Origin of the sequence: Acuticoccus sediminis, from assembly GCF_003258595.1 — a bacterium.
Taxonomy (GTDB): domain Bacteria; phylum Pseudomonadota; class Alphaproteobacteria; order Rhizobiales; family Amorphaceae; genus Acuticoccus; species Acuticoccus sediminis.
This window is the reverse complement of sequence record NZ_QHHQ01000001.1, coordinates 824,415-846,151: the sequence shown is the minus strand read 5'-3', so window position 1 is coordinate 846,151 and position 21,737 is coordinate 824,415. Positions and strand designations below refer to the sequence as shown.

The 21,737-nt window shown below is 70.0% G+C and carries 17 protein-coding genes; 14 read left to right on the top strand and 3 right to left on the bottom strand.

Annotated elements, in window-relative coordinates; translation table 11 throughout:
- Positions 1-14 precede the first annotated feature (14 nt).
- The gene (locus tag DLJ53_RS03610; RefSeq protein WP_111342413.1) at positions 15-1,475 is read left to right on the top strand and encodes an amidohydrolase family protein; all 1,461 of its coding nucleotides are present in this window, start codon (positions 15-17) and stop codon (positions 1,473-1,475) included.
- Positions 1,476-1,496: 21 nt separating this feature from the next.
- On the opposite strand, the gene DLJ53_RS03605 is transcribed toward DLJ53_RS03610, so the two are convergent.
- A complete protein-coding gene (locus DLJ53_RS03605; protein WP_244934998.1) occupies positions 1,497-2,792 on the bottom strand; it encodes an MATE family efflux transporter in 1,296 nt (431 codons plus the stop codon).
- A gap of 536 nt (positions 2,793-3,328) precedes the next feature.
- Here DLJ53_RS03605 and DLJ53_RS03600 point away from each other — a divergent pair.
- The 3 genes from DLJ53_RS03600 to metH are packed head-to-tail and all read left to right on the top strand — an operon-like array spanning position 3,329 to position 8,918.
- Positions 3,329-4,339 carry an ArsR/SmtB family transcription factor gene (locus DLJ53_RS03600; protein WP_111342409.1) on the top strand — a complete coding sequence of 337 codons (1,011 nt, stop codon included), beginning with the start codon at positions 3,329-3,331 and terminating at the stop codon, positions 4,337-4,339.
- Positions 4,336-5,202, top strand: a complete 867-nt coding sequence (metF, locus tag DLJ53_RS03595; RefSeq protein ID WP_111342407.1) for a methylenetetrahydrofolate reductase [NAD(P)H] — start codon at positions 4,336-4,338, stop codon at positions 5,200-5,202. The genes DLJ53_RS03600 and metF overlap by 4 nt, the downstream gene beginning before the upstream one ends.
- Before the next feature lie 11 nt (positions 5,203-5,213).
- Complete coding sequence (metH, locus tag DLJ53_RS03590) at positions 5,214-8,918, top strand: methionine synthase (RefSeq protein WP_111342405.1); 3,705 nt, start codon at positions 5,214-5,216, stop codon at positions 8,916-8,918.
- A 101-nt stretch (positions 8,919-9,019) separates the two neighbouring features.
- On the opposite strand, the gene DLJ53_RS03585 is transcribed toward metH, so the two are convergent.
- The gene (locus DLJ53_RS03585) at positions 9,020-9,643 is read right to left on the bottom strand and encodes a LysE family translocator (RefSeq protein WP_111342403.1); all 624 of its coding nucleotides are present in this window, start codon (positions 9,641-9,643) and stop codon (positions 9,020-9,022) included.
- Between the two features lie 114 nt (positions 9,644-9,757).
- Between DLJ53_RS03585 and DLJ53_RS03580 the strand changes: the two genes are divergently transcribed.
- From DLJ53_RS03580 to ftsH, 10 genes are all read left to right on the top strand, one after another.
- Positions 9,758-10,597 carry an isopenicillin N synthase family dioxygenase gene (locus DLJ53_RS03580; protein ID WP_111342401.1) on the top strand — a complete coding sequence of 280 codons (840 nt, stop codon included), beginning with the start codon at positions 9,758-9,760 and terminating at the stop codon, positions 10,595-10,597.
- 128 nt (positions 10,598-10,725) lie between these two features.
- Complete coding sequence (locus DLJ53_RS03575) at positions 10,726-11,736, top strand: BMP family lipoprotein (protein ID WP_111342399.1); 1,011 nt, start codon at positions 10,726-10,728, stop codon at positions 11,734-11,736.
- Positions 11,737-11,761: 25 nt separating this feature from the next.
- The gene (locus tag DLJ53_RS03570) at positions 11,762-13,330 is read left to right on the top strand and encodes an ABC transporter ATP-binding protein (protein ID WP_111342397.1); all 1,569 of its coding nucleotides are present in this window, start codon (positions 11,762-11,764) and stop codon (positions 13,328-13,330) included.
- The gene (locus DLJ53_RS03565) at positions 13,327-14,430 is read left to right on the top strand and encodes an ABC transporter permease (RefSeq protein ID WP_111342395.1); all 1,104 of its coding nucleotides are present in this window, start codon (positions 13,327-13,329) and stop codon (positions 14,428-14,430) included. Before DLJ53_RS03570 ends, DLJ53_RS03565 begins: the two co-directional genes overlap by 4 nt.
- 177 nt (positions 14,431-14,607) lie before the next feature.
- The gene (locus DLJ53_RS03560) at positions 14,608-15,033 is read left to right on the top strand and encodes a VOC family protein (RefSeq protein WP_111342393.1); all 426 of its coding nucleotides are present in this window, start codon (positions 14,608-14,610) and stop codon (positions 15,031-15,033) included.
- A 78-nt stretch (positions 15,034-15,111) separates the two neighbouring features.
- Positions 15,112-16,089 carry an ABC transporter permease gene (locus DLJ53_RS03555; RefSeq protein WP_111342391.1) on the top strand — a complete coding sequence of 326 codons (978 nt, stop codon included), beginning with the start codon at positions 15,112-15,114 and terminating at the stop codon, positions 16,087-16,089.
- 167 nt (positions 16,090-16,256) lie between these two features.
- Positions 16,257-16,733 carry a peptidoglycan-associated lipoprotein Pal gene (gene pal, locus DLJ53_RS03550; RefSeq protein ID WP_111342389.1) on the top strand — a complete coding sequence of 159 codons (477 nt, stop codon included), beginning with the start codon at positions 16,257-16,259 and terminating at the stop codon, positions 16,731-16,733.
- A gap of 60 nt (positions 16,734-16,793) precedes the next feature.
- Entirely contained in the window at positions 16,794-17,681 is an 888-nt protein-coding gene (locus tag DLJ53_RS03545; protein WP_162408841.1) for a tetratricopeptide repeat protein, read from the top strand.
- A complete protein-coding gene (gene tilS, locus DLJ53_RS03540; RefSeq protein WP_162408839.1) occupies positions 17,678-18,922 on the top strand; it encodes a tRNA lysidine(34) synthetase TilS in 1,245 nt (414 codons plus the stop codon). The genes DLJ53_RS03545 and tilS overlap by 4 nt, the downstream gene beginning before the upstream one ends.
- A gap of 137 nt (positions 18,923-19,059) precedes the next feature.
- On the top strand, positions 19,060-20,985 hold the full coding sequence (ftsH, locus tag DLJ53_RS03535; protein WP_111342383.1) for an ATP-dependent zinc metalloprotease FtsH: 1,926 nt from the start codon (positions 19,060-19,062) through the stop codon (positions 20,983-20,985).
- A gap of 329 nt (positions 20,986-21,314) precedes the next feature.
- Here the strand turns inward: ftsH and DLJ53_RS03530 are convergent, their stop codons facing one another.
- Positions 21,315-21,611, bottom strand: a complete 297-nt coding sequence (locus DLJ53_RS03530; RefSeq protein ID WP_111342381.1) for a DUF1330 domain-containing protein — start codon at positions 21,609-21,611, stop codon at positions 21,315-21,317.
- Between the last annotated feature and the right edge of the window lie 126 nt (positions 21,612-21,737).

Below are 21,737 nucleotides of genomic sequence, written 5' to 3'. Positions count from 1 at the left end.
CAGGAGTTCCTCCAATGTCAGCCGACCGTGTGATCTACCGCGCCAAGTGGGTGCTCGGCTTCAGGGACGGTGCCCACCACCTCCTCGAGAACGGCGAGGTCGAGGTGGCCGGCAACGCGATCGCCTACGTCGGCCCGGCCCGCGAGCCCGCAGCCGAGGGCGTCGAGGTCCGCGCCTTCCCCGAGGGGCTGCTGATGCCCGGCTTCATCTCCAGCCACGCGCACGTGTGCAGCCACGTCGGCGACCGGATGACCTGCGACTGCGGGCGACTCGACCTCTTCTCCTGCGGCTTCCTCAACTACCTCCCCGCCGGCAGGGACGGCGCCAACTTCCTCGCCCCCGAGGATCCGGAGGTCGGGATCCGGTACGCCATCGGCGAGCTTCTGAAGACCGGCGTCACCACCGTGGTCGAGATGGGCGGCGAGGTCGGCGGCAACACCGACACGATGGTCGACATCGCCGGCGAGATGGGGATCCGCGGCTACTTCGCCCCCGGCTACGCCTCCGCCCACTACCACTTCGACGACCGCGGCCGCCTCCACTACGAGTGGTTCGAGGACGACGGCGAGGAGCAGTTCGAGGTCGCTTGCGAGGCCGCCAGCCGCAACAACGGCAAGTACAACGACCGCATCCGCGGCATCCTCGTCCCCGTGGAGGCGGTGCTGACGTCCCGCCGCCTGCTGCGGCGCACGCGCGAGGAAGCCACCCGGCTCGGCCTCCCCGTCACCCTCCACGTCGCCGAGACGATCTGGGAGTTCCACGAGACGGTGCGGCGCGAGCAGACGACGCCGCTCGGCGTGCTCGCCGACGAGGGCCTCCTCGCCCCCGACGTCATCCTCGGCCACAGCCTGTTCTACGGCGGGCACTCGCAGACCGGCTTCCCCCGCGTCGGCGACCTCGAGCGCGTGGCCGCGAGCGGCGCGCACGTCTCCCACTCGCCGTTCGTCTTCTCCCGGCGGGGCATCATGTTCGAGGGCTTCCGGACCTACTCCGAACTCGGCATCAACATCACGCTGGGCACGGACTCCTACCCGCAGGACATGTTCAACGAGATGAAGTTCGCCTCGATTCTCGGGAAGGTCCATTCCAAGGACTTCCGCGCGGCGCCGGCCCGCGACGTCGTCAACGCGGCGACGGTCAACGGCGCCAGGGCGCTCGGCCGCGACGACATCGGCCGCCTCTCCCCCGGTGCGAAGGCGGACATGCTGGTGGTGGACCTCGGCCGCTTCGCGTTCGGGCCGATGCAGGACCCGATCAAGGCGCTCGTCCAGATCGGCAACGCCCAGCACGTCGATCACGTGATGGTGGACGGGCGCGTGGTGGTCGACGAGGGCCGCCTGACGATGGTCGACGAGGCCGCGCTCCTCGCCGAGGTCCGGGCCAACGCGAAGAAGGTCTACGACGGCTACAAGGACTTCGACCACGCGGGCCGCGACATCCTCGAGTTCGCCCCGCCCGCCTTCAAGGCCTGGTAGGCGGGCCGGGCGGACGGCGGCTCAGCCGGCCGCCCCGAACGTCGCGTTCGCGCGCGACGGCACCGCGAGGTAGAGCGTCACGCCCCGCGCGCCGAGGAACACGAGGAGCGCCAGCCACAGGCCGTGGTTGCCCATCGCCGGGACCGCCACGGCCCAGACCGCCAGGAAGACCAGCGTCGAGACGATCATCATGTTGCGCATCATCGCCGACCACGTCGCGCCGATGTAGATGCCGTCCATGATGAAGGCGAGCGCGCCGGCGATCGGCGTCATCGCCGCCCACGGCAGGAACGCGAGGGCGGCTGTGCGCACGTCCTCCGCCGTCGTCAGCGCGTAGACGAACGCGTCGCCGAACACCAGCGCCAGGAGCGCCAGGAGCGCCGCCATCGCCCCGCCGATGATCACCGACAGCGTCACCGTCTTGTCGAAAGCCGGGCGATAGTGGGCGCCGATGGAGCGGCCGGTGAGCTGCTCGGCCGCCGTCGCCAGCCCGTCGAGGAAGTAGCCGCCGAGGAGGAAGATGTTGAGGAGGAGCGCGTTCGCCGCGAGCGTCACGTCGCCGAACCGCGCCCCGACGGCGGAGAAGAACGAGAACGTGCCGATGAGGAGCATCGAGCGCACGAAGATGTCCCTGTTGACGGCCACCATGCGCATGAAGCCGGCCCGTTCCAGCACCGCCGCGAGCGACGGGCGCGGCCGCCGGCCGAGCGCCCGCATCACGACGACGCCGCCCGCGAGCGCCGTCACCAGCTCGGCGAAGACCGAGGCCGCCGCGGCGCCCGCCACGCCGTAGCCGAGCCCCATCACGAGGAGGACGGAGCCGGCGACGTTGGTGAGGCCGATGAGGAGCTGCAGCACCAGCGCCACCCGCGCCCGGCCCAGGCCGAGCAGCCAGCCGAGGATCGCGTAGTTGGCCAGCATCAGCGGCATCGCGAAGGCGCGCACGGTGAAGTAGTCGCGCGTCGCCGTCGCCACCGCATCGGACGGGCCCATCGCGACCAGGAAGGCGGAGAGGAGCGGCCGGTGGAGGACCACCACGAGGAGCCCCGCGCCGAAGGCCAGCAGGAGGGCGCGCCAGAGCACCATGGCCTCGGCCTCGCGGTCCTCCGCGCCCATCGCCTGGGCGACGAGCCCGGTCGTTCCGGAGCGCAGGAAGTTGAGGCTCACGCCGAGGAAGTCGAACAGCAGCGCACCCAGCGCCACCGCGCCGATCAGCGCCGCGTCGCCGAGCTGGCCGATCACCGCGACGTCGACGATGCCGATGAGGGGCGTCGAGAGGTAGGCGAGCGTCATCGGCACCGCGATACCGGCCACCATACGCAACGTGACCGCGAAAGGCCGCGGCGTCCGGCTCACTGCAATCATGGGATGTCCTCGTTCCCCGGCACATGGCGCCGACTCCCCCTCGAGCGCAAGCCTCCGGGTCTGGATTTCCGCCGTCCGTCGGGGCCGCCCGTTCGCGGGGGATGGCCGGGGCCTGTTTCACTCCCTGGCGCCCTCGCAGGGTGCCGGTCGGGCGCTCACGCGAAAGTGGCTGCAGCCTCGTCGCCGGACCCGCGCCAGAGGTCCCGCGCGGGCACCGGGGCCCCGGCTCCGGCGGACTGCACACCGGCCGGACCGGCCCTCCGAAGGTGGTCCGGCACTCACGCCGCCGCCGCCGAAGCGGCTGCGGATCCTCGCCGTTTCGGCCCGGCGACCCACGTGGTCGGGCCACCCCTCCTCCGCGGCCTGAAGGCTCCGGCGAGGCTGCGGGTCCGTCCCCTCCCGCGGAACGAGCCTCGGGGAGCCGGTTGACAGGGTGCCGGACAGTACGCATAATCTCATAAAGATTTCTTTATGTGGAAATGTGATCGATGGACGCCGGTTCTCCCGGATCAGGACATGAGGCTCTCGTGGCGGCCCTCCGCGCAGCGGGGGAGACGACGCGCCTGCGCATCCTGTCCCTCCTCCGGGACTCGGACCTGACCGTGAAGGATCTCACCCTGATCCTCGGCCAGAGCCAGCCGCGCATCTCGCGACACCTGAAGCTGCTGGCGGACGCCGGGCTGATCGCCCGCTCCGCGGAAGGCGCCTTCGCCTTCTACCGCCTCGCCGACACCGGTGGCGGCTCCCGCCTCGCCGAGGCGCTGCTCGCCCAGCTCGACCCCAACGACCCGATCCACGTCCGCGACCGGGAGCGGCGGGACGCGACGCACGCCGCCAAGGCCGCCGCGGCCGCCGACTTCTTCGCCGCCAACGCCGACGTGTGGGACCGCATCCGCTCCCTCCACGTGCCGGAGGCGGAGGTCGAGGCCGCGATCCGCTCCATCCTGGGCGACCGGCCGATCCGCAACCTTCTCGACGTCGGCACCGGCACCGGCCGCATGCTGGAGCTGATGGCCGACCGCGCCCAGCGCCTCCTCGGCGTCGACGCCAGCGCGGCGATGCTCTCGGTGGCGCGCGCCAACCTCGCCAAGGCCGGCGTGTCCAACGCCCGCCTCGCGCAGGACGACATCTACGCCCTCTCCGTGGGCGAGGACCGGTTCGACGTCGTCATCATCCACCAGGTCCTGCATTTTCTCGACAATCCGGGGCGGGCGCTCGCCGAAGCGGCGCGCACGCTGCGTCCCGGCGGCCGCCTCCTGGTGGTCGACTTCGCACCGCATCACCTCGAGGAGCTGCGCACCAACGCCCAGCACCGCCGCCTCGGCATCGCCGACAGCGAGATGGCCGACTGGCTCCGCGACGCGCACCTCGACAGCATCGCCACCGAGCGGCTGTCCGGGGCGGGCACCGGCGACACGCTCACCGTGTCGCTGTGGCTCGCCAAGGACCCCCGCATCATCTCCGACGATATTCGCCAAGAGGAAGGCGCCTACGCATGACCCGGGTTTCGTTCGAGTTCTTCCCGCCCAAATCCGACGCCATGGAACAGACGCTTTGGGCGACGATCCAGAAGCTGGAGCCGCTCCAGCCCGATTTCGTCTCCGTCACCTACGGCGCCGGCGGCTCGACGCGTGAGCGCACGCACCGCACCGTGAAGCGCATCGTCGACGAGACGAACCTCAAGGCGGCCGCGCACCTCACCTGCGTCGCCGCCTCCAAGGAGGAGGTGAACGCCGTCATCCGCGACTACTGGGATGCGGGCGTGCGCCACATCGTGGCCCTGCGCGGCGACATGCCGGACGGACCGGGCACCCCCTACAAGCCCCACGCCGACGGCTACGCCAACGGCGCCGAGTTGACGGCCGGTATCAAGTCGATCGCCCCGTTCGAGGTCTCGGTCTCGGCCTACCCCGAGTGCCACCCCGACTCGGCCAACTGGGACGCCGACATCGACCAGCTCGAGCGCAAGGTCGACGCCGGCGCCGACCGGGCGATCACGCAGTTCTTCTTCGACAACGATCTCTTCGAGGCCTACCGCGAGCGCGTCGCTCGGCGCGGCATCAAGGTGGACATCGTTCCGGGGATCGTGCCCATCCTGTCCTTCAAGCAGATCAAGCGCTTCGCCGAGATGTGCGGCGCCTCGATCCCCGACCGCCTCGCCGACCGCTTCGAGGGTCTCGACGACGATGCCGAGCAGCGCATGCTGGTCGCCGCCGCCATCGCCGCCGAGCAGGTCCTCGACCTCCAGGCCCGCGGCGTCGACACCTTCCATTTCTACACGATGAACCGCGCCGAGCTCGTCTACGCGCTCTGCCGCCTCATCGGGATCAACCCGGTGGCGCAGGCTGCCGCCGCGGCCTGATCGGAGTTTTTATGAGTCATCCAATTCTCGAGGCCGCCAAAAAGCGCATCCTGATCATCGACGGTGCCATGGGCACGATGATCCAGAAGGAGAAGTTCGACGAGGACGCCTTCATCGGCGCGCATGGCGGCGGCCACGGGGGCGGCTGCGGCTGTCACATCCATTCCGACCACCCGCAGTCCGGCAACAACGACCTCCTGTCGCTGACGCAGCCGGACACGATCGAGAAGATCCACCGCCAGTACCTCGAGGCCGGCGCCGACATCGTCGCGACGAACACCTTCTCGTCGACGTCCATCGCCCAGGCCGACTACGGGCTGCAGGACCGCGTCTACGACCTCAACGTCGCCTCCGCCCAGCTCGCGCGGCGCGCCGCCGACACGGTGACGGCGGCCGATCCCGACCGGCAGCGCTGGGTCGCCGGGGCGATGGGTCCGACGAACCGCACGCTCTCCATCTCGCCCGACGTGAACGACCCCGGCTTCCGCGCCGTGACGTTCCAGGAGATGGCGACGGCGTACGAGGAAGCCGCCCGCGGCCTGCTCGACGGCGGCGTCGACTTCCTGCTGGTCGAGACGATCTTCGACACGCTGAACGCGAAGGCGGCGATCTTCGCCATCGAGGGCCTCTTCGCGTCCGGCGCGCGGCGTGTGCCGATCATGGTCTCCGGCACGATCACCGACCGTTCCGGCCGCACCCTGTCGGGCCAGACGCCGACCGCCTTCTGGCACTCGGTGATGCACGCGCGGCCGCTCTCCATCGGCCTCAACTGCGCGCTCGGCGCCAACGAGATGCGCCCGCACATCGCCGAGATCGCGAAGGTCGCGGACGCGCTGACCTGCGTCTACCCGAACGCCGGCCTCCCCAACGAGATGGGCGAGTACGACGAGAGCCCGGCCTACATGGCCCGCCAGCTCAAGGAGTTCGCGGAGGAGGGCCTCCTCAACATCGTCGGCGGCTGCTGCGGCACGACGCCGGACCACATCGCCGCGATCCGCGACGTGGTGAACGACTACTCGCCCCGCGAGCTGCCCGAGCGCCGCTCGCTGATGTGCCTGTCGGGCCTCGAGCCGTTCGTGCTGACGGACGACATCCCGTTCGTGAACGTCGGCGAGCGCACCAACGTCACCGGCTCCGCCCGCTTCCGCAAGCTGATCAAGGAAGGCGACTACGCCACCGCCCTCGATGTCGCGCGGGACCAGGTGGAGAACGGCGCCCAGATCATCGACGTCAACATGGACGAGGGCCTGCTCGACTCGAAGGAGGCGATGGCGACCTTCCTGCGCCTGATCGCCTCCGAGCCGGACATCGCGCGCGTGCCGGTGATGGTCGATTCGTCCAAGTGGGACGTGATCGAGGAGGGCCTGCGCAACGTCCAGGGCAAAGCGATCGTCAACTCGATCTCGCTGAAGGAAGGCGAGGAGCAGTTCCTGCAGCAGGCCGAGCTGGTGCGCCGCTACGGCGCCGCGGCGGTCGTGATGGCGTTCGACGAGACCGGCCAGGCCGACACGTTCGAGCGCAAGACCGAGATCTGCGCGCGCGCCTACAAGCTCCTGACAGAGCACGGCTTCCCGCCGGAAGACATCATCTTCGACCCCAACGTCTTCGCGGTGGCGACGGGCATCGAGGAGCACAACAACTACGGCGTCGACTTCATCAACGCGACGCAGTGGATCCGCGAGAACCTGCCGCACGCGCACATCTCGGGCGGCGTCTCCAACCTCTCGTTCTCGTTCCGCGGCAACGAGCGGGTGCGCGAGGCGATGCACTCGGTGTTCCTGTACCATGCGATCCAGGTCGGCATGGACATGGGCATCGTGAACGCCGGCCAGCTCGCGGTGTATGACGACCTCGAGACCGAGCTGCGCGAACTGTGCGAGGACGTCGTCCTCAACCGGCGCGACGACGCCACCGAGCGGATGCTGGAAGCGGCCGAGCGGTGGAAGGGCGGCGCCGGCGCGGCGAAGGCCAAGGACCTCACTTGGCGCACAAAGCCGGTGGAGGAGCGGCTGAGCCACGCCCTCGTCAACGGCATCACCGAGTTCATCGAGGAGGACACCGAGGAGGCGCGCCAGAAGGCCGAGAAGCCGCTGCACGTCATCGAGGGTCCGCTGATGGACGGCATGAACGTCGTCGGCGACCTCTTCGGCTCGGGCAAGATGTTCCTTCCGCAGGTGGTGAAGTCCGCCCGCGTGATGAAGCAGGCGGTCGCCTACCTGATGCCGTTCATGGAGGCGGAGAAGGAAGGCCAGCGCCAGTCGGCCGGCAAGATCCTGCTCGCCACCGTGAAGGGCGACGTCCACGACATCGGCAAGAACATCGTCGGCGTCGTGCTGCAGTGCAACAACTTCGACGTCATCGACCTCGGCGTGATGGTCCCCTCGGCCAAGATCCTCGAGGTGGCGAAGGCCGAGAACGTCGACATCATCGGCCTCTCCGGCCTCATCACCCCGTCGCTCGACGAGATGGTGTCGGTGGCCGGCGAGATGCAGCGCGGCGGCTTCAACATGCCGCTCCTCATCGGCGGCGCGACGACCTCGAAGATCCACACCGCGGTGAAGATCAACCCGAACTACTCGGCCGGCCAGACCGTCTACGTCACCGACGCCTCGCGCGCGGTGGGTGTCTGCTCGCGCCTGATGGGCGACCGCGAGACCTACGCGACGGAGATCCGGAGCGAGTACGAGAAGACCGCCGAGCGCTATCTCCGCGGCCAGGGCGACAAGAAGCGCACGCCGATCGTCGACGCGCGCGGCAACGCCTTCAGGACCGACTGGTCGGCCTACACGCCGCCCGCGCCGCCGGAGCTCGGCCTCAAGACCATCGAGGTCCCGATCCAGACGCTGGTCTCGTTCATCGACTGGACGCCGTTCTTCGCGGCCTGGGAGATGAAGGGCCTGTTCCCGGCGATCCTGAAGGACGAGCGGTTCGGCGAGCAGGCGACGAAGCTCTACGACGACGCCCGCAAGATGCTCGCCGACATTGTTTCGAACAAATGGCTGGCGGCGAAGGGCGTGGTCGGCCTCTGGGAGGCGCAGTCGCGCGGCGACGACATCGTCCTGACCGACGGCGGGCGCGAGATCGCCACCTTCCACACGCTGCGCCAGCAGATGCCGAAGACCGACGGCCGCGCCAACGTCGCCCTGTCGGACTTCATCGCCCCCGAGGGCGGCCCGAAGGACTACATCGGCGGCTTCACGGTGACGGCGGGTGTCGGCGAGGACGACATCGTCGCCCGTTTCGTCCAGAAGGGCGACGACTACGGAAAGATCCTCTTCCAGTCGCTGGCCGACCGCCTCGCGGAGGCGTTCGCGGAGTATGCCCACATGCGCATGCGCCGCACGATCTGGGGCTACGCGTCGGACGAGACGCTGACGCCGGAGGAGATGATCGCCGAGTCCTACCGCGGCATCCGTCCGGCGCCCGGCTACCCCGCGCAGCCGGACCACACCGAGAAGGAGGCGCTGTTCCGCCTCCTCGAGGCCGAGGCGCGCACGGGCGTGAAGCTCACCGAGAGCTTCGCCATGTGGCCGGCGTCGTCGGTGTCGGGCCTCTACTTCTCGCACCCCGAGAGCTTCTACTTCGGCGTCGGCAAGATCGAGCGCGATCAGGTCGAGGATTACGCCAAACGCAAGGGATGGGACGTCGACACCGCCGAGCGGTGGCTCGCCCCGATCCTCAACTACGTCCCAGGGTCCGTCCGAGAGGCGGCCTGAGGCGAGCGCGGTGGGCCGGTCCGCCACGGTCCACCGCGCTGACCCCTTCACGGGCGGCCGGGCCGCCCGGCAGAGTCGCCGCGGCGGCGCGCCGCCGTCGCTCAGGACAGCCGCGTCGTCACGATCTTGACGCTCGCGAGCCCGAAGGCGACCGCGAACATCCCCTCGAACCACCGCCGCAGGCGGATGTAGGCGCGCGTCACCGCCGGCGCGGAGAAGAGCAGCGCGTAGCCGCCGTTCACGATCACGCTCTGGGTGAAGATCGCGCCGATGATGAGGGCGAATTCGGCCGGCGTCGCGTCGTGCGGCACCCCCATCGTGTAGAGAGAGCCGAAGAACAGCACGACCTTGGGGTTCGTCAGGTGCAGCGCGAGGCCCTTGCGGTAGAGCGCGAAGAGGGACCCGTTCATCGTGCGGGTATTGAGCGCCTCCGCCGAACACGCCGCCCGCGCCGACTTCACCGCGAGATAGGCGAGGTACGCCCCGCCCGCGTAGCGCACCACCTCGAACACCCACGCGTGCGATAGCATCAGCGCGGCGAGGCCGAAGGCCGCGGCCGTGGACCAGATCAGCGAGCCGGTGAGGATGCCCCCCGTCAGCGCGAGGCCGGGGACGCGCCCGCGCGACATCGACGTCCCGGCGATCGCCAGCGTCGCCGGGCCGGGGCTCGCCATCGCGATCAGCGCCGCCAGCATGATGAGGGGAAGGTGCAGGTGCTCGATCACGGAACGTCTCGCCAGTGGTGGCCGGGCGGGCCGGGGGCCGCGCCGCCTCGCACATTGCAAGCGCCCGGACCGGCAGGATACTCTTTCGCTTCAGTCGCCCTGTCGAGAGACCCAATGTTCGCCATCAAAGCCGTCAGCTACACGGACCCCGCGGCGCCCGCCCTCTTCGCGCGATCGCTGCACGAGACCGGGTTCGCCGTGCTGAAGGACCACCCGATCGCACCCGACCGGATCGGCCGCGCCTACTCCGAGTGGGGCCAGTTCTTCGCCAGCGAGACGAAGTTCGGCTTCAAGGTCCAGCCGCCGTCGCCCGAGGGGTACTTCCCGTTCCGCTCCGAGAACGCGAAGGGGTCGAAGACGAAGGACCTGAAGGAGTTCTTCCAGGTCTATCCCGGGACGCACCTGCCCGGCTCGGTCGAGGCGACCACCCGCGGCCTCTACAAGGACCTCGTCGCCCTCGGCATCACCATGCTGGGCTGGATCGAGGCGAACACCCCCGAGGACGTGCGCGCCAGGTTCTCCGAGTCGCTGCCGGACATGCTGCGCGGGTCGGACAACTCGATGTTCCGGATCCTGCACTATCCGGCACAGACCGGCGCACCCCCGGAGCCCGGCGCCACCCGCGCCGCCGCGCACGAGGACATCAACCTCATCACGCTCCTTCTCGCGGGCTCCGCGCCCGGCCTCGAGGCGCAGGACCGCAACGGCGACTGGCACGCCGTGCCGTGCGACGGCGGCATGATCGCGGTGAACATCGGCGACATGCTGCAGCTCGCCTCGGGCGGCTACTACCCGTCGACCACCCACCGCGTGGTGAACCCGCCGGTGGGCGACAACGGCGCGCGCTTCTCGATGCCGATGTTCATCCATCCGCGCTCCGAGGTGGCGCTCAGCCCGGAGAAGACCGCCGGCGCCTACCTGAACGAGCGGCTCAGGGAAATCGGGCTGGCCTGACAATGCTCTAGCCACTCCCGGTCGGCCCGGCCGGGAGACGTTGTGTAACAGGGCCCCTGGCCGACGACTTGCTAGGCAAGCGGCGGTGTCCGGTCTTAGTGTCGAGAACAAGCAACTTGGAGGGTTCCATGCTCAAGGCCGTTCTGGCCGGCCTCGCCGGCGCTGTCTTCGCCGTCTCCGCCCCCGTCGTTTCCGCACAGGCGCAGGACTTCAAGCCTGCCGTCGTGTTCGACATGGGCGGCAAGTTCGACAAGTCCTTCAACGAGGGCGTGTGGAACGGCGTGAAGCGCTTCATGGACGAGACCGGCATCGAGGTCATGGAGTTCGAGGTCACCAACGAGACCCAGCGCGAGCAGGCGATCACCCGCATGGCCCAGCGCGGCGCGGACCTCGTGCTCGGCGTCGGCTTCGCCCAGGCGGACGCCATCGACAAGGTGGCGCAGGAATACCCCGACACCAAGTTCGCCATCATCGACGTCTACTGGCTCGACCAGCCGAACCTGCGCCAGTACCGCTTCGAGGAGCACGAGGGCTCCTACCTCGCCGGCGTTGCGGCGGCGATGGCCTCCAAGACCGGCACGGTCGGCTTCGTCGGCGGCATGGACGTGCCGCTCATCCGCAAGTTCGCGTGCGGCTACGTCCAGGGCGTGAAGGACACCAACGCCGACGCCACCGTCCTGCAGAACATGACCGGCACCACGCCTTTGGCCTGGAACGACCCCTCCAAGGGCGCCGAGCTTGCCCAGAGCCAGATCGACCGCGGGGCCGACGTCGTCTACCACGCCGCCGGCGGCACCGGCCTCGGCGTGATCCGCGCCACGGCGGACGAGGGCAAGCTCGCCATCGGCGTCGACTCCAACCAGGAGGACGTGGCTCCCGGCTCCGTGCTGACCTCGATGCTGAAGCGGGTCGACAACGCCGCGTACGACACTCTGATGGACGCCAAGAACGGCGAGTTCACCGCCGGCATCGTCTCCCTCGGCCTCGAGCAGGAGGGCGTCGGCCTCGTCGAGAACGACAAGAACGCCGAGCTGATGACGCCGGAGATCCGTGCGGCCGTCGAGGCCGCCGAGAAGGGCATCATCTCCGGCGAGATCAAGGTCCACAACTACGAGGACGACCAGGAGTGCCCGGTCTGAGGGCGCGCCTGACGCACCCGTCGCGATGACGCTCTCCGACGCGCCGGCCGTCGAGCTGGTCGGCATTTCGAAGCGCTTCGGCGCGGTCCAGGCGAACGACGACGTTCACCTCACGGTCCGCGCCGGGGCGGTGCACGGGATCATCGGCGAGAACGGGGCGGGAAAATCCACCCTCGTGTCGATCCTCTCGGGCCACTACCAGGCCGACAGCGGGACGATCCGCCTGTTCGGCCAGGAGGTGAAGCTCGCCGCCAGCGCCGACGCGATCGCCCAGGGGATCGGCATGGTGCACCAGCACTTCATGCTGGTCCCGAACTTCACCGTCCTCGAGAACCTGATGCTCCAGACGGCGAAGGCGCCGTTCCTCAAGGAGAGCCGCGCCGAGGTCCGCACCCGCCTCGCCGAGATCGAGACCACCTACGGGCTCTCCGTGGACCCCGACGCCGTGGTCGAGAAGCTCCCCGTCGGCCTGCAGCAGCGCGTCGAGATCATCAAGGCGCTGCTGGCCGGCGGACGCATCCTAATCCTCGACGAGCCGACGGGCGTCCTCACGCCGGACGAGACGGACCGCCTGTTCGAGAGCCTCGCCATGCTGAAGGCGAAGGGCGTCACCATCCTCCTCATCACCCACAAGCTGCGCGAGATCATGGCCGTCACGGACGAGGTCTCGGTGATGCGCCGCGGCAGGATGGTGGCCCAGCGGCGCACTGCCGAGACCGGGCGGGAGGAGCTCGCCGAGCTGATGGTCGGCCGCGCGGTCGCCGTCGTGCGCAACCAGTCGACCCGGCCGGCCGGTGCGCCGGTCCTCATCGCCGACCACCTCACCGTGCGCGACGAGGCGGGCGTGACGCGCCTGTCGGACGTCTCGTTCGCGCTACATGCCGGCGAGATCGTCGGCGTCGCGGGCGTCGCCGGCAACGGCCAGTCGGAGCTCCTCAACGTGCTGGCCGGGATCGTCCCGCCGTCCGGGGGCAGCTTCACGGTCGGCGGCCGCACGATCAGCGCCGAGAGCCCGACCGATCCCGGCGAGATCCGCGATCTCCACGTCGCCCACGTGCCGGAGGACCGGCGCCGGGAAGGGCTCGTGCTGCCGTTCCAGATGAGCGAGAACTCCGTGCTGGGCTACCTCGACGAAGCCCGCGCCAGCCGCCCCTGGCTCCTCAGGACGAGGCGGATGCGCGCCCGCTGCCAGGCGCTGATGGACCGGTTCGACGTGCGCCCGGCGGATCCGCGGCTCGCCGCGTCCGGCTTCTCCGGCGGCAACCAGCAGAAGCTCGTCATCGCGCGCGAGCACGGGGCGGCGCCGCGCGTGCTCCTCGTCGGCCAGCCGACCCGCGGGGTCGATATCGGCGCCATCGAGTTCATTCACCGCGAGCTGCTCGCCCTGCGCGACGCGGGCTGCGCGATCCTCCTCGTCTCGGTGGAGCTCGACGAGATCCTCGCCCTGTCGGACCGGATCATCGGCATGAACGCCGGGCGCATCGTCGGCACCCTCCCGGCCGCGGACGCCGACCGGCAGAGCGTCGGCCTGATGATGGCCGGCATCTCCGCCGGGCACGGCCCGGACGGGCAGCACCTGGAGAAAAGCGCGTGAGAGGCCCCCTTCCCGTCTGGGCGGACGTCGTCGTCGTCCCGCTCATCAACGTGGCGCTCGCCTTCGTGGTGGCGGGCCTCGTGGTGGCGATTATCGGCGAGAACCCGCTCGAGGCGCTCGACGTCATGATCCAGGGCGCGTTCGTCTACCCGGGCAGCCTCGGCTACACGCTTTACTACGCGACGAACTTCGTCTTCACCGGGCTCGCGGTGGCGGTCGCCTTCCATGCACGGCTCTTCAACATCGGCGGCGAGGGGCAGGCGGCGATGGGCGGGCTCGGCGCGATCCTCGTGTGCCTCGCGCTCGACCCGTACCTGCCGGGCCCGTTGGTGATCCCGTTCGCCATCCTCGGCGCGGCGGCGTTTGGCGGCGCGTGGGCCTACATCCCCGGGCTGCTCCAGGCGACGCGCGGCAGCCACGTCGTCATCACGACGATCATGTTCAATTTCATCGCCGCCGGCATCCTCGTCTGGCTCCTGACGGGGCCGCTGATCCGGCCCGGCCAGTCCACGCCGCAGACCCGCAACATCGCCCCCGAGGCGACCATCCCGCAGATCCACGAGATCGCCCGGGCGCTCGGCTTCGAGGCCGCCTCGTCGCCGCTGAACCTCTCGATCGTCCTCGCCGCGGTCGCCGCGATCGCTGTGTGGGTGCTCATCTGGCGCACGCCGTTCGGGTTCCGCCTGCGCACCCTGGGCGAGTCCGAGCCCGCCGCCCTCTATTCGGGCGTGCCGGTGCCGCGGATGGTGATCCTCACGATGGTCATCTCCGGCGCCCTCGCCGGGCTGATGGCGACCAACGCGGTGCTCGGCGCGCAGGAGAAGCTCGTCAACAACTTCACCGCGGGCTTCGGCTTCACCGGCATCGCCGTCGCGCTGATGGGGCGCGCGCATCCGGTGGGGATCGTCATGGCGAGCCTGCTCTTCGGGGCGCTCTACCAGGGCGGCACGGAACTCTCGTTCACCTACTCGACCCTGGACCGCAACATGGTGCTGGTGCTGCAGGGCCTCATCATCCTCTTCTCCGGCGCGCTGGCGCACATGCTGGACGCCCCACTGTCGCGCCTCTTCGCGCCGCGTGCGAGGCTCGCAACCTCATGAGGCGGCAGACGTTGCGTGCCCCGGGGGCTACGTGCAGGATGGCGCGGTCAGAAATGGTGAGGGCGTGGCTCGGTTGGCGCGCCCCCCGCGCTCCGCGGGACCAGGCCGTGCGCGAGCGTGAGCCCCTTGACGTGACCCCGTCGCGCGGTGCGCCGGGGAACGGAAAGGGTTTGTCCGATGCAGCATCAGATTTCAGTCATCACGCTGGGAGTCGCGGATATCGAGGCCGCCAGCCGGTTCTACCAGGACGGGTTCGGCTGGGCGCCCGTGTTCAAGGCGGACGAGATCGTCTTCTACCAGATGAACGGCTTCATCCTCGGCACCTTCCTCGCCCCGGCGCTGGCGGAGGACATGGGGCTGAAGGGCGAGTTCCGGCGCCCGGGCGCCTATGCGCTGGCCCACAACGTCAGGACGGCGGAGGAGGTGACGCCGGTGATGGTCGCGCTGGTGGCCGCCGGCGGGACGCTCGTTCGCGCGGCGGACAAGCCGCCGCATGGCGGACTTCGCGGCTATGTCGCGGATCCGGACGGGCACGCCTGGGAGATCGCCTACCAGCCCATGGTCCGCATCGCGGACGACGGCAGGGTCACCTTCGAGGTCTGACCGACCCCGCCACCGGCTCGCGACTCTCCGCCGCGCCCAGTTCTCCCCCGGCGGCCGCGCCGACATGGAGGGCGCGGCATGGCTACTGAGGCGTGGCTCGACGCGATGCAGATCCTGGCGAGCATGCTGCGGCTCGCCACCCCGCTGATCTTCTGCGCGATGGCCGGCATGTTCTCCGAACGGGCCGGCGTCGTCGACATCGGCCTCGAGGGCAAGCTCCTCATGGGCGCCTTCGCCGCCGCCGCCGTCACGAGCCTCACCGGCACGCCATGGGCCGGGCTCGCGGCGGCCATCGGCGCCTCGGTCGCCCTGGCGCTGGTGCACGGCTTCGCCTGCATCACCCACCGGGGCGACCACATCGTCTCCGGCGTCGCCATCAACATCCTGGCGTCGGGGCTGACGGTGGTGATCGGCATCGCCCTCTTCACACAGGGCGGCCAGACCCCGCCGCTCTCGCGGGAGGAGCGGTTCGGGCCGATCACCCTCCCCTTCGCCGACCGCCTCGCGGACGTGCCCTGGTTCGGCCCGTTCTATGCGGAGCTCCTGTCGGGCCACAACCTCCTCGTCTACGCGGCGACCCTCGCGGTGCCGCTCTCCGCCCTCATCCTCTTCTCGACCACGTTCGGGCTGCGGCTGCGGGCCGTCGGCGAGGCGCCCGAGGCGGTCGACAGCGCCGGCTACTCCGTCGCCTGGCTGCGCTACCGGGCCGTGATCATCACCGGGATCCTCTGCGGGATGGCAGGAGCCTACCTCTCGACTGCCCACGGCGGAGGCTTCGTTCGCGAGATGAGCGCCGGCAAGGGCTACATCGCCCTCGCCGCGCTGATCTTCGGCAAGTGGCGGCCGGTGCCGACGCTCTTCGCATGCCTGCTGTTCGGCGTGCTGGAAAGCTCCGCGGCACGCATGTCCGGCGTCTCGCTGCCCCTCGTGGGGCAGATCCCGATCGAGGTGATCCTGGTGGCGCCGTACGTGCTGACGGTGATCCTGCTCGCCGGCTTCTTCGGCCGCGCGATCCCGCCGCGCGCCCTCGGCGTTCCGTACATGAAAGAGCGCTGAGGACCGCCCCCGGGAGCGACTGCACACGGATTCACTCTTGAAGAGCGACCGGATGCCCGCGTATAGCGACGCCGACGCTCGCGCTCTAAGGCGAGACGTTATGCCAAGGGTGCGTTAACCGTTACTTGGTAATCCACAGGTGAATGACATCCGTCGGAGTCGCGTGAATGACTGAGTTCCGAACAAGGCGCTGGGTGGCCAAAGGTGCCTGCGCCATGCTGGTCGCTGTTGCGCTGGCTGGCTGCGCGCAAAAGCCCACGAATACCGGCGCTGGCGCGGCCACGCCCGGGTCGCAGCAAGACTTCGCCATCAACGTGGGCGACCGGGTGTTCTTCACGGTCGACTCCTCGGAGATCAACTCGACCGCCGCGAGCACGCTCGACCGGCAGGCCGCGTGGCTCCAGAAGTACCCGCGCTACCAGGTCACCGTCGAGGGCCACGCCGACGAGCGCGGCACGCGCGAGTACAACATCGCGCTGTCCGCCCGCCGCGCCGAGGCGGCTCGCCGCTACCTCGCCGGCCGCGGCGTCGCGCCGAACCGTATGCGCACCCAGGCCTTCGGCAAGGAGCGCCCGGTCGCCGTCTGCGACAACGAGTCGTGTTGGAATCAGAACCGCCGCGCCGTCACGGTTCTGGGCAATTAACCATGTTTCCCACGGCAGGGGCGCCGGTTTAAGCGCCCCATTGCCGTGATGGAGAGTGTCATGCGCCTCGTACTGACCGTCGTGCTCGTCGCCCTGACGACTCCGGTGCTCGCATTGCCGCGCTGGACCCCATCGACCGATTCCGCGGTGACCGCCGTTCAGAACCGGTTCCTGCCGAGAATCTTCGGCGGGGGTGAAGGCGGCGAGCAGAGCACCGGCAAATCCGACGCGGAGCTGCGGATCCAGCAGCTCGAAACGCAGGTCCGGATGCTGACCGGCCAGGTGGAGGAGCTCACCTTCACCGTGCGCCGCCTGCAGTCGATGATCGAGTCCGGGACCGCCAGCGCCGCCGGACAGCGGACGGACGTGCGCCCCGCGCCGGGGACCACGGGTCCCGGCGCCCCGCCGAGCACGCTGGGCCAGCTCCCGGCCCAGTCGGCCCCCTCCTCCCAGTCTCTGGGCGGCAACTATTCCGGCCCGGTCGACCTGTCCGCCCTCAACGGCGACCTTTCGTCGACGCCGAGCCCCTCGCAAACCTCGCCGGCGGCGCGCAATGCCGCGCCGGCGTCGAACAACGCGCTTGACCAGGTGCGTGACCTGCAGCGCTCCGGCCGCTACGCTATGGCCGCCGACGCCGCCCGTTCCGTCCTGACCGACAACCCCACCGGCCCCGTCGCCGGTGAGGCGCGCTTCATGCTCGGCGAGGCCCTGCTGGCACAGCACGACTACCGCGGCGCCGCAAACCAGTTTCTCGAGAACTACACGACCGACCCCAACGGGGCGCGGGCGCCCGAGAGCCTCCTGAAGCTCGGCACGGCGCTCAACGGGCTGGGCGAGCGCGAGGCGGCCTGCTCCTCGCTGGAGGAGCTGTTTGGCGCCTACCCGAACGTCAGCGGCAGCCTGCGCGCCCAGGCCGAGGCCGAGCGCCGCACCGCCAACTGCGCTTGATCGCGGCGACGACCGCACCCTTTCTCGACCTCGCGCTGATCGATTCCGTCGACGGCGCGATCGGCCTTGCCGTCTCCGGCGGCGGCGATTCCGTCGCGCTCGCCGTGCTCCTCGCGGAAGCGCGGCCCTACCGCACCTTCACCGTCCTCACCGTCGACCACGGCCTTCGCCCCGAGGCGGCGGAGGAGTGCCGCTTCGTCGCTGACATCGCCGCGCGGCTCGGCTTCCCCTGCCTCGCGCTCGAGGCGAACGGTCCTCCGGTCGGGTCCCTTCAGACCTGGGCCCGCGAGGCCCGCTACACGGCGATCGCCGAAGCCGCGAACGCCCACGGCCTCGCGGCGATCGCCACCGGTCACACCCTCGACGACCAGGCCGAGACGCTGCTGCTGCGGCTCGCGCGGGGGAGCGGCCTGCGCGGTCTCGCGGCGATGCGGCCGGACGCCGCCCACCACGGGATCCGCATCCTGCGTCCCCTCCTCGCCGCCCGGCGCGAGGAGCTGCGCGACGCGCTCCGCCAGCGCGGCATCCCCTGGCGCGACGATCCGTCCAACGAGAACACCGCGTACGACCGCATCGCCATGCGCGAGCTCGCCCCGGCGCTCGCCGGGGTCGGCCTGACGGCGGAGCGGCTCGCGGCCACCGCCGCCCACCTCGCGCGGGCGAGCGACCTCGTCGACGGGCTCGTGGCGGACCTCCTGTCGGCGGCGATGCGGCGAACCCCGGTCGGCGCCGTCGTCCTGTCGGTCGCCCCCTGGGCGGGCGTGCACGAGGAGGTTCGCCTCCGGGCGCTGGCGGAGGCGGTGCGGATCGCCGGCGGTCTCGACTTCCCGCCGCGTTTCGAAACCCTCGCCGCCGCCGCGACCGCGCTCCTGCGCGGGCAGGCCACCACGCTCGGCCGCTGCCGCGCCGTCAGCCGCGGCGGCTCCATCGTTTTGTGGCGGGAGCGGCGGGGGATCGAGGCGGTGACCGTCGCCCCCGGCGAGAGCGCGGTGTTCGACGGCCGCTACCGCGTCACCGTGCCGGCGGGGATGCGCCCGGTACGCGTGGCTGCCGCAGGAAGCACGGGCAGGGAGTGGGCCGCGCGGTTATGGCGGCACAGTCCTCAGCGTGCTGTACTTATGGAAGCGGCCATGACGACGCCGGCTATCCATCTTTGCGATCAGGTGGTTGCGTTGCCGACGATGGCGGTTCGGCGGCGGGACTGGCCAGCAAATGGGGCGAACGTGCGGCCCGAGCGCTGAGGTGCGCTCATTCGTCCCCCACGTAACATAACCACCAAGTAGTTGGCACCCGAGCCCAAAGTTCCTATGTTGACTGGATCTATCGAGGGGTCGCGGGGCCGCTCGCGCGCCAGTGTTGGCGCCAATCAAGGTATGTCATGAGCAACCATTTCCGCAATTTCGCACTCTGGGTCGTGATCGCGCTGTTGCTGATCGCGTTGTTCCAGCTGTTCCAGAATCCGGGGCAGCGGACCAACACGTCGGACATCTCGTTCTCGCAGTTCCTGACCGAGGTGCGGCAGGGCAACGTCCGTGCCGTGACGATCCAGCAACGTGATATTACGGGAACTTATAACTCGGGCGGCCGATTCTCGACCTACGCCCCCGAAGGCGCCAACAACTACATCGACACGCTGGACTCCCAGGGCGTGACCATCCGGGCCGAGCCGCCGAACGACGGCATCTCGATCTGGGGCATCCTCGCCACCTGGTTCCCGATGCTGCTGATCCTCGGCATCTGGCTGTTCCTCATGCGGCAGATGCAGGGTGGCGGCGCCGGCAAGGCGATGGGCTTCGGCAAGTCCAAGGCCAAGCTCCTGAACGAGGCGCACGGCCGCGTCCTGTTCGAGGACGTCGCCGGTGTCGACGAGGCCAAGGAAGACCTGCAGGAGATCGTCGACTTCCTGAAGGACCCGTCCCGGTTCCAGAAGCTCGGCGGCAAGATCCCCCGCGGCGTTCTGCTCGTCGGCCCTCCGGGCACCGGCAAGACGCTGCTCGCCCGCGCCATCGCCGGCGAGGCGAACGTGCCCTTCTTCTCGATCTCCGGCTCGGACTTCGTCGAGATGTTCGTCGGCGTCGGCGCGTCCCGCGTGCGTGACATGTTCGAGCAGGCGAAGAAGAACGCCCCCTGCATCATCTTCATCGACGAGATCGACGCCGTCGGCCGGCACCGCGGCGCGGGCCTCGGCGGCGGCAACGACGAGCGCGAGCAGACGCTGAACCAGCTGCTGGTCGAGATGGACGGCTTCGAGGCGAACGAGGGCATCATCCTCATCGCCGCGACCAACCGTCCGGACGTCCTCGACCCCGCCCTGCTGCGTCCGGGCCGCTTCGACCGCCAGATCGTCGTCCCGAACCCCGACCTCGTCGGCCGCGAGAAGATCCTGAAGGTCCATGTCCGCAAGGTGCCGCTGGCGCCGGACGTGAACCTCAAGGTCCTGGCGCGCGGCACCCCGGGCTTCGCCGGCGCGGACCTCGCCAACCTCGTCAACGAGGCTGCGCTGCTGGCGGCCCGCCGCAACAAGCGCCTCGTCACACACCAGGAGTTCGAGGACGCCAAGGACAAGGTCATGATGGGTGCCGAGCGCCGCACCCTCGTGATGTCCGAGGACGAGAAGAAGCTGACCGCCTACCACGAGGCGGGCCACGCCCTCGTCGCGCTGCACATGCCGGCCTCCGACCCGATCCACAAGGCGACCATCATCCCGCGCGGCCGCGCGCTCGGCATGGTGATGCGCCTGCCGGAATCGGACCGCGTGTCCCTCAGCCGCGCCAAGTGCAAGGCGGACCTTGCAGTCGCCATGGGCGGCCGCGTCGCCGAGGAGCTGATCTTCGGCCACGAGAAGGTGACCTCCGGCGCCTCGGGCGACATCAAGATGGCGACCAAGCTCGCCCGCGCGATGGCGACCCAGTTCGGCATGTCGGACGAGCTCGGCCCGCTGCTCTACGGCGAGAACGAGGAGGAGGTGTTCCTCGGCCACTCCGTGGCGCGCAACCAGAACGTCTCCGAGAAGACGCAGGAGGCGGTCGACCGCGAGGTGAAGCGCTTCGTCAACGAGGGTTACGAGACCGCGCTCGCCGTCATCAAGACGAACCTCGACGACCTTCACACCGTCGCCAAGGGCCTGCTCGAGTACGAGACGCTGACCGGCGACGAGATCCGCGACCTGCTGAAGGGCAAGCCCCCCGTGCGCGAGAGCGCGGACGACGACAGCCCGCCGCGGGCCTCGACCGTCCCGCCGACCGGCGCCCACAAGCCCCGCCCGCCCGCGAACGAGGGCGGATGGGAGCCGCAGCCGTCCTGACCCGACGTTCACCGATTGAAAAAGCCGCCCACCGGGCGGCTTTTTTATTAGGCGGCTGATGTGCTGTCCGCCCTCCAGCGGCGCCCCTCGCCGCTTCACCCGCGGCGAACGGCGTCGCCAGCCCGCGCATCAAGCGCGCGGCCGACCGCCGGGCGCGAGGTCCATCGCGGACGGCAAGCGCGCGCTCCCGCCGGCAGAGCCGACGGGCCTCGCGCCAGCGGCACCTGCTCCATCGGAGGGAACCGCCCGAAGTCGGGCCCGCGGGCCGCGCGGCAGCGGTGGCGGGGCGGCGGCGGCGGGGCGGCGGCGGCGGGGCGGCGGCGGGCCGGCTACTTCGCGTCGACGCCTTCGACGATGAAGGCGCGGCTCTCGCAGCCGGCCTGGCGGTGGGCCAGCGCCTCCTGGTAGGCGGGGCTGTCGTACCAGGCGCGCGCCTCCTCCACCGTCGGGAAGCTGAGGATCACCGCCCCCTCGATCGGCGAGCCCTCCAGGACCTGCAGCGCGCCGTAGAACGCGACCGGCGTCAGCGCATGGCCCTCGCGCGCGACCGGCGCCTTCTGGCGATAGACGGCGAGCTCGTCGGGGTTGGTGGTGACCTCGCGTGTGATGACGACGTAGGCGGTCATGGTGCGGCTCCCTTGATCGGCTGCGGGCGCGTTCCGGCCCGGCGTGTTCGAGTTGGCGCCATCCTGTACGACCGGCGGCGTCCCGTCACCGCCGTTAATTCACAGAGGGCACAAACACACCGTTCA

Excerpts from the sequence above, each read along its gene's own strand:
- DLJ53_RS03530 (WP_111342381.1), bottom strand. The coding sequence starts at position 21,611 with ATGACCGCCTACGTCGTCATCACACGCGAGGTCACCACCAACCCCGAC.
- metF (WP_111342407.1), top strand. The coding sequence starts at position 4,336 with ATGACCCGGGTTTCGTTCGAGTTCTTCCCGCCCAAATCCGACGCCATG.
- DLJ53_RS03575 (WP_111342399.1), top strand. The coding sequence starts at position 10,726 with ATGCTCAAGGCCGTTCTGGCCGGCCTCGCCGGCGCTGTCTTCGCCGTC.
- metH (WP_111342405.1), top strand. The coding sequence starts at position 5,214 with ATGAGTCATCCAATTCTCGAGGCCGCCAAAAAGCGCATCCTGATCATC.
- ftsH (WP_111342383.1), top strand. The coding sequence starts at position 19,060 with ATGAGCAACCATTTCCGCAATTTCGCACTCTGGGTCGTGATCGCGCTG.
- DLJ53_RS03555 (WP_111342391.1), top strand. The coding sequence starts at position 15,112 with ATGGCTACTGAGGCGTGGCTCGACGCGATGCAGATCCTGGCGAGCATG.
- DLJ53_RS03610 (WP_111342413.1), top strand. The coding sequence starts at position 15 with ATGTCAGCCGACCGTGTGATCTACCGCGCCAAGTGGGTGCTCGGCTTC.
- DLJ53_RS03605 (WP_244934998.1), bottom strand. The coding sequence starts at position 2,792 with ATGGTGGCCGGTATCGCGGTGCCGATGACGCTCGCCTACCTCTCGACG.
- DLJ53_RS03560 (WP_111342393.1), top strand. The coding sequence starts at position 14,608 with ATGCAGCATCAGATTTCAGTCATCACGCTGGGAGTCGCGGATATCGAG.
- DLJ53_RS03545 (WP_162408841.1), top strand. The coding sequence starts at position 16,794 with ATGCGCCTCGTACTGACCGTCGTGCTCGTCGCCCTGACGACTCCGGTG.
- DLJ53_RS03580 (WP_111342401.1), top strand. The coding sequence starts at position 9,758 with ATGTTCGCCATCAAAGCCGTCAGCTACACGGACCCCGCGGCGCCCGCC.
- DLJ53_RS03570 (WP_111342397.1), top strand. The coding sequence starts at position 11,762 with ATGACGCTCTCCGACGCGCCGGCCGTCGAGCTGGTCGGCATTTCGAAG.
- DLJ53_RS03600 (WP_111342409.1), top strand. The coding sequence starts at position 3,329 with ATGGACGCCGGTTCTCCCGGATCAGGACATGAGGCTCTCGTGGCGGCC.
- pal (WP_111342389.1), top strand. The coding sequence starts at position 16,257 with ATGACTGAGTTCCGAACAAGGCGCTGGGTGGCCAAAGGTGCCTGCGCC.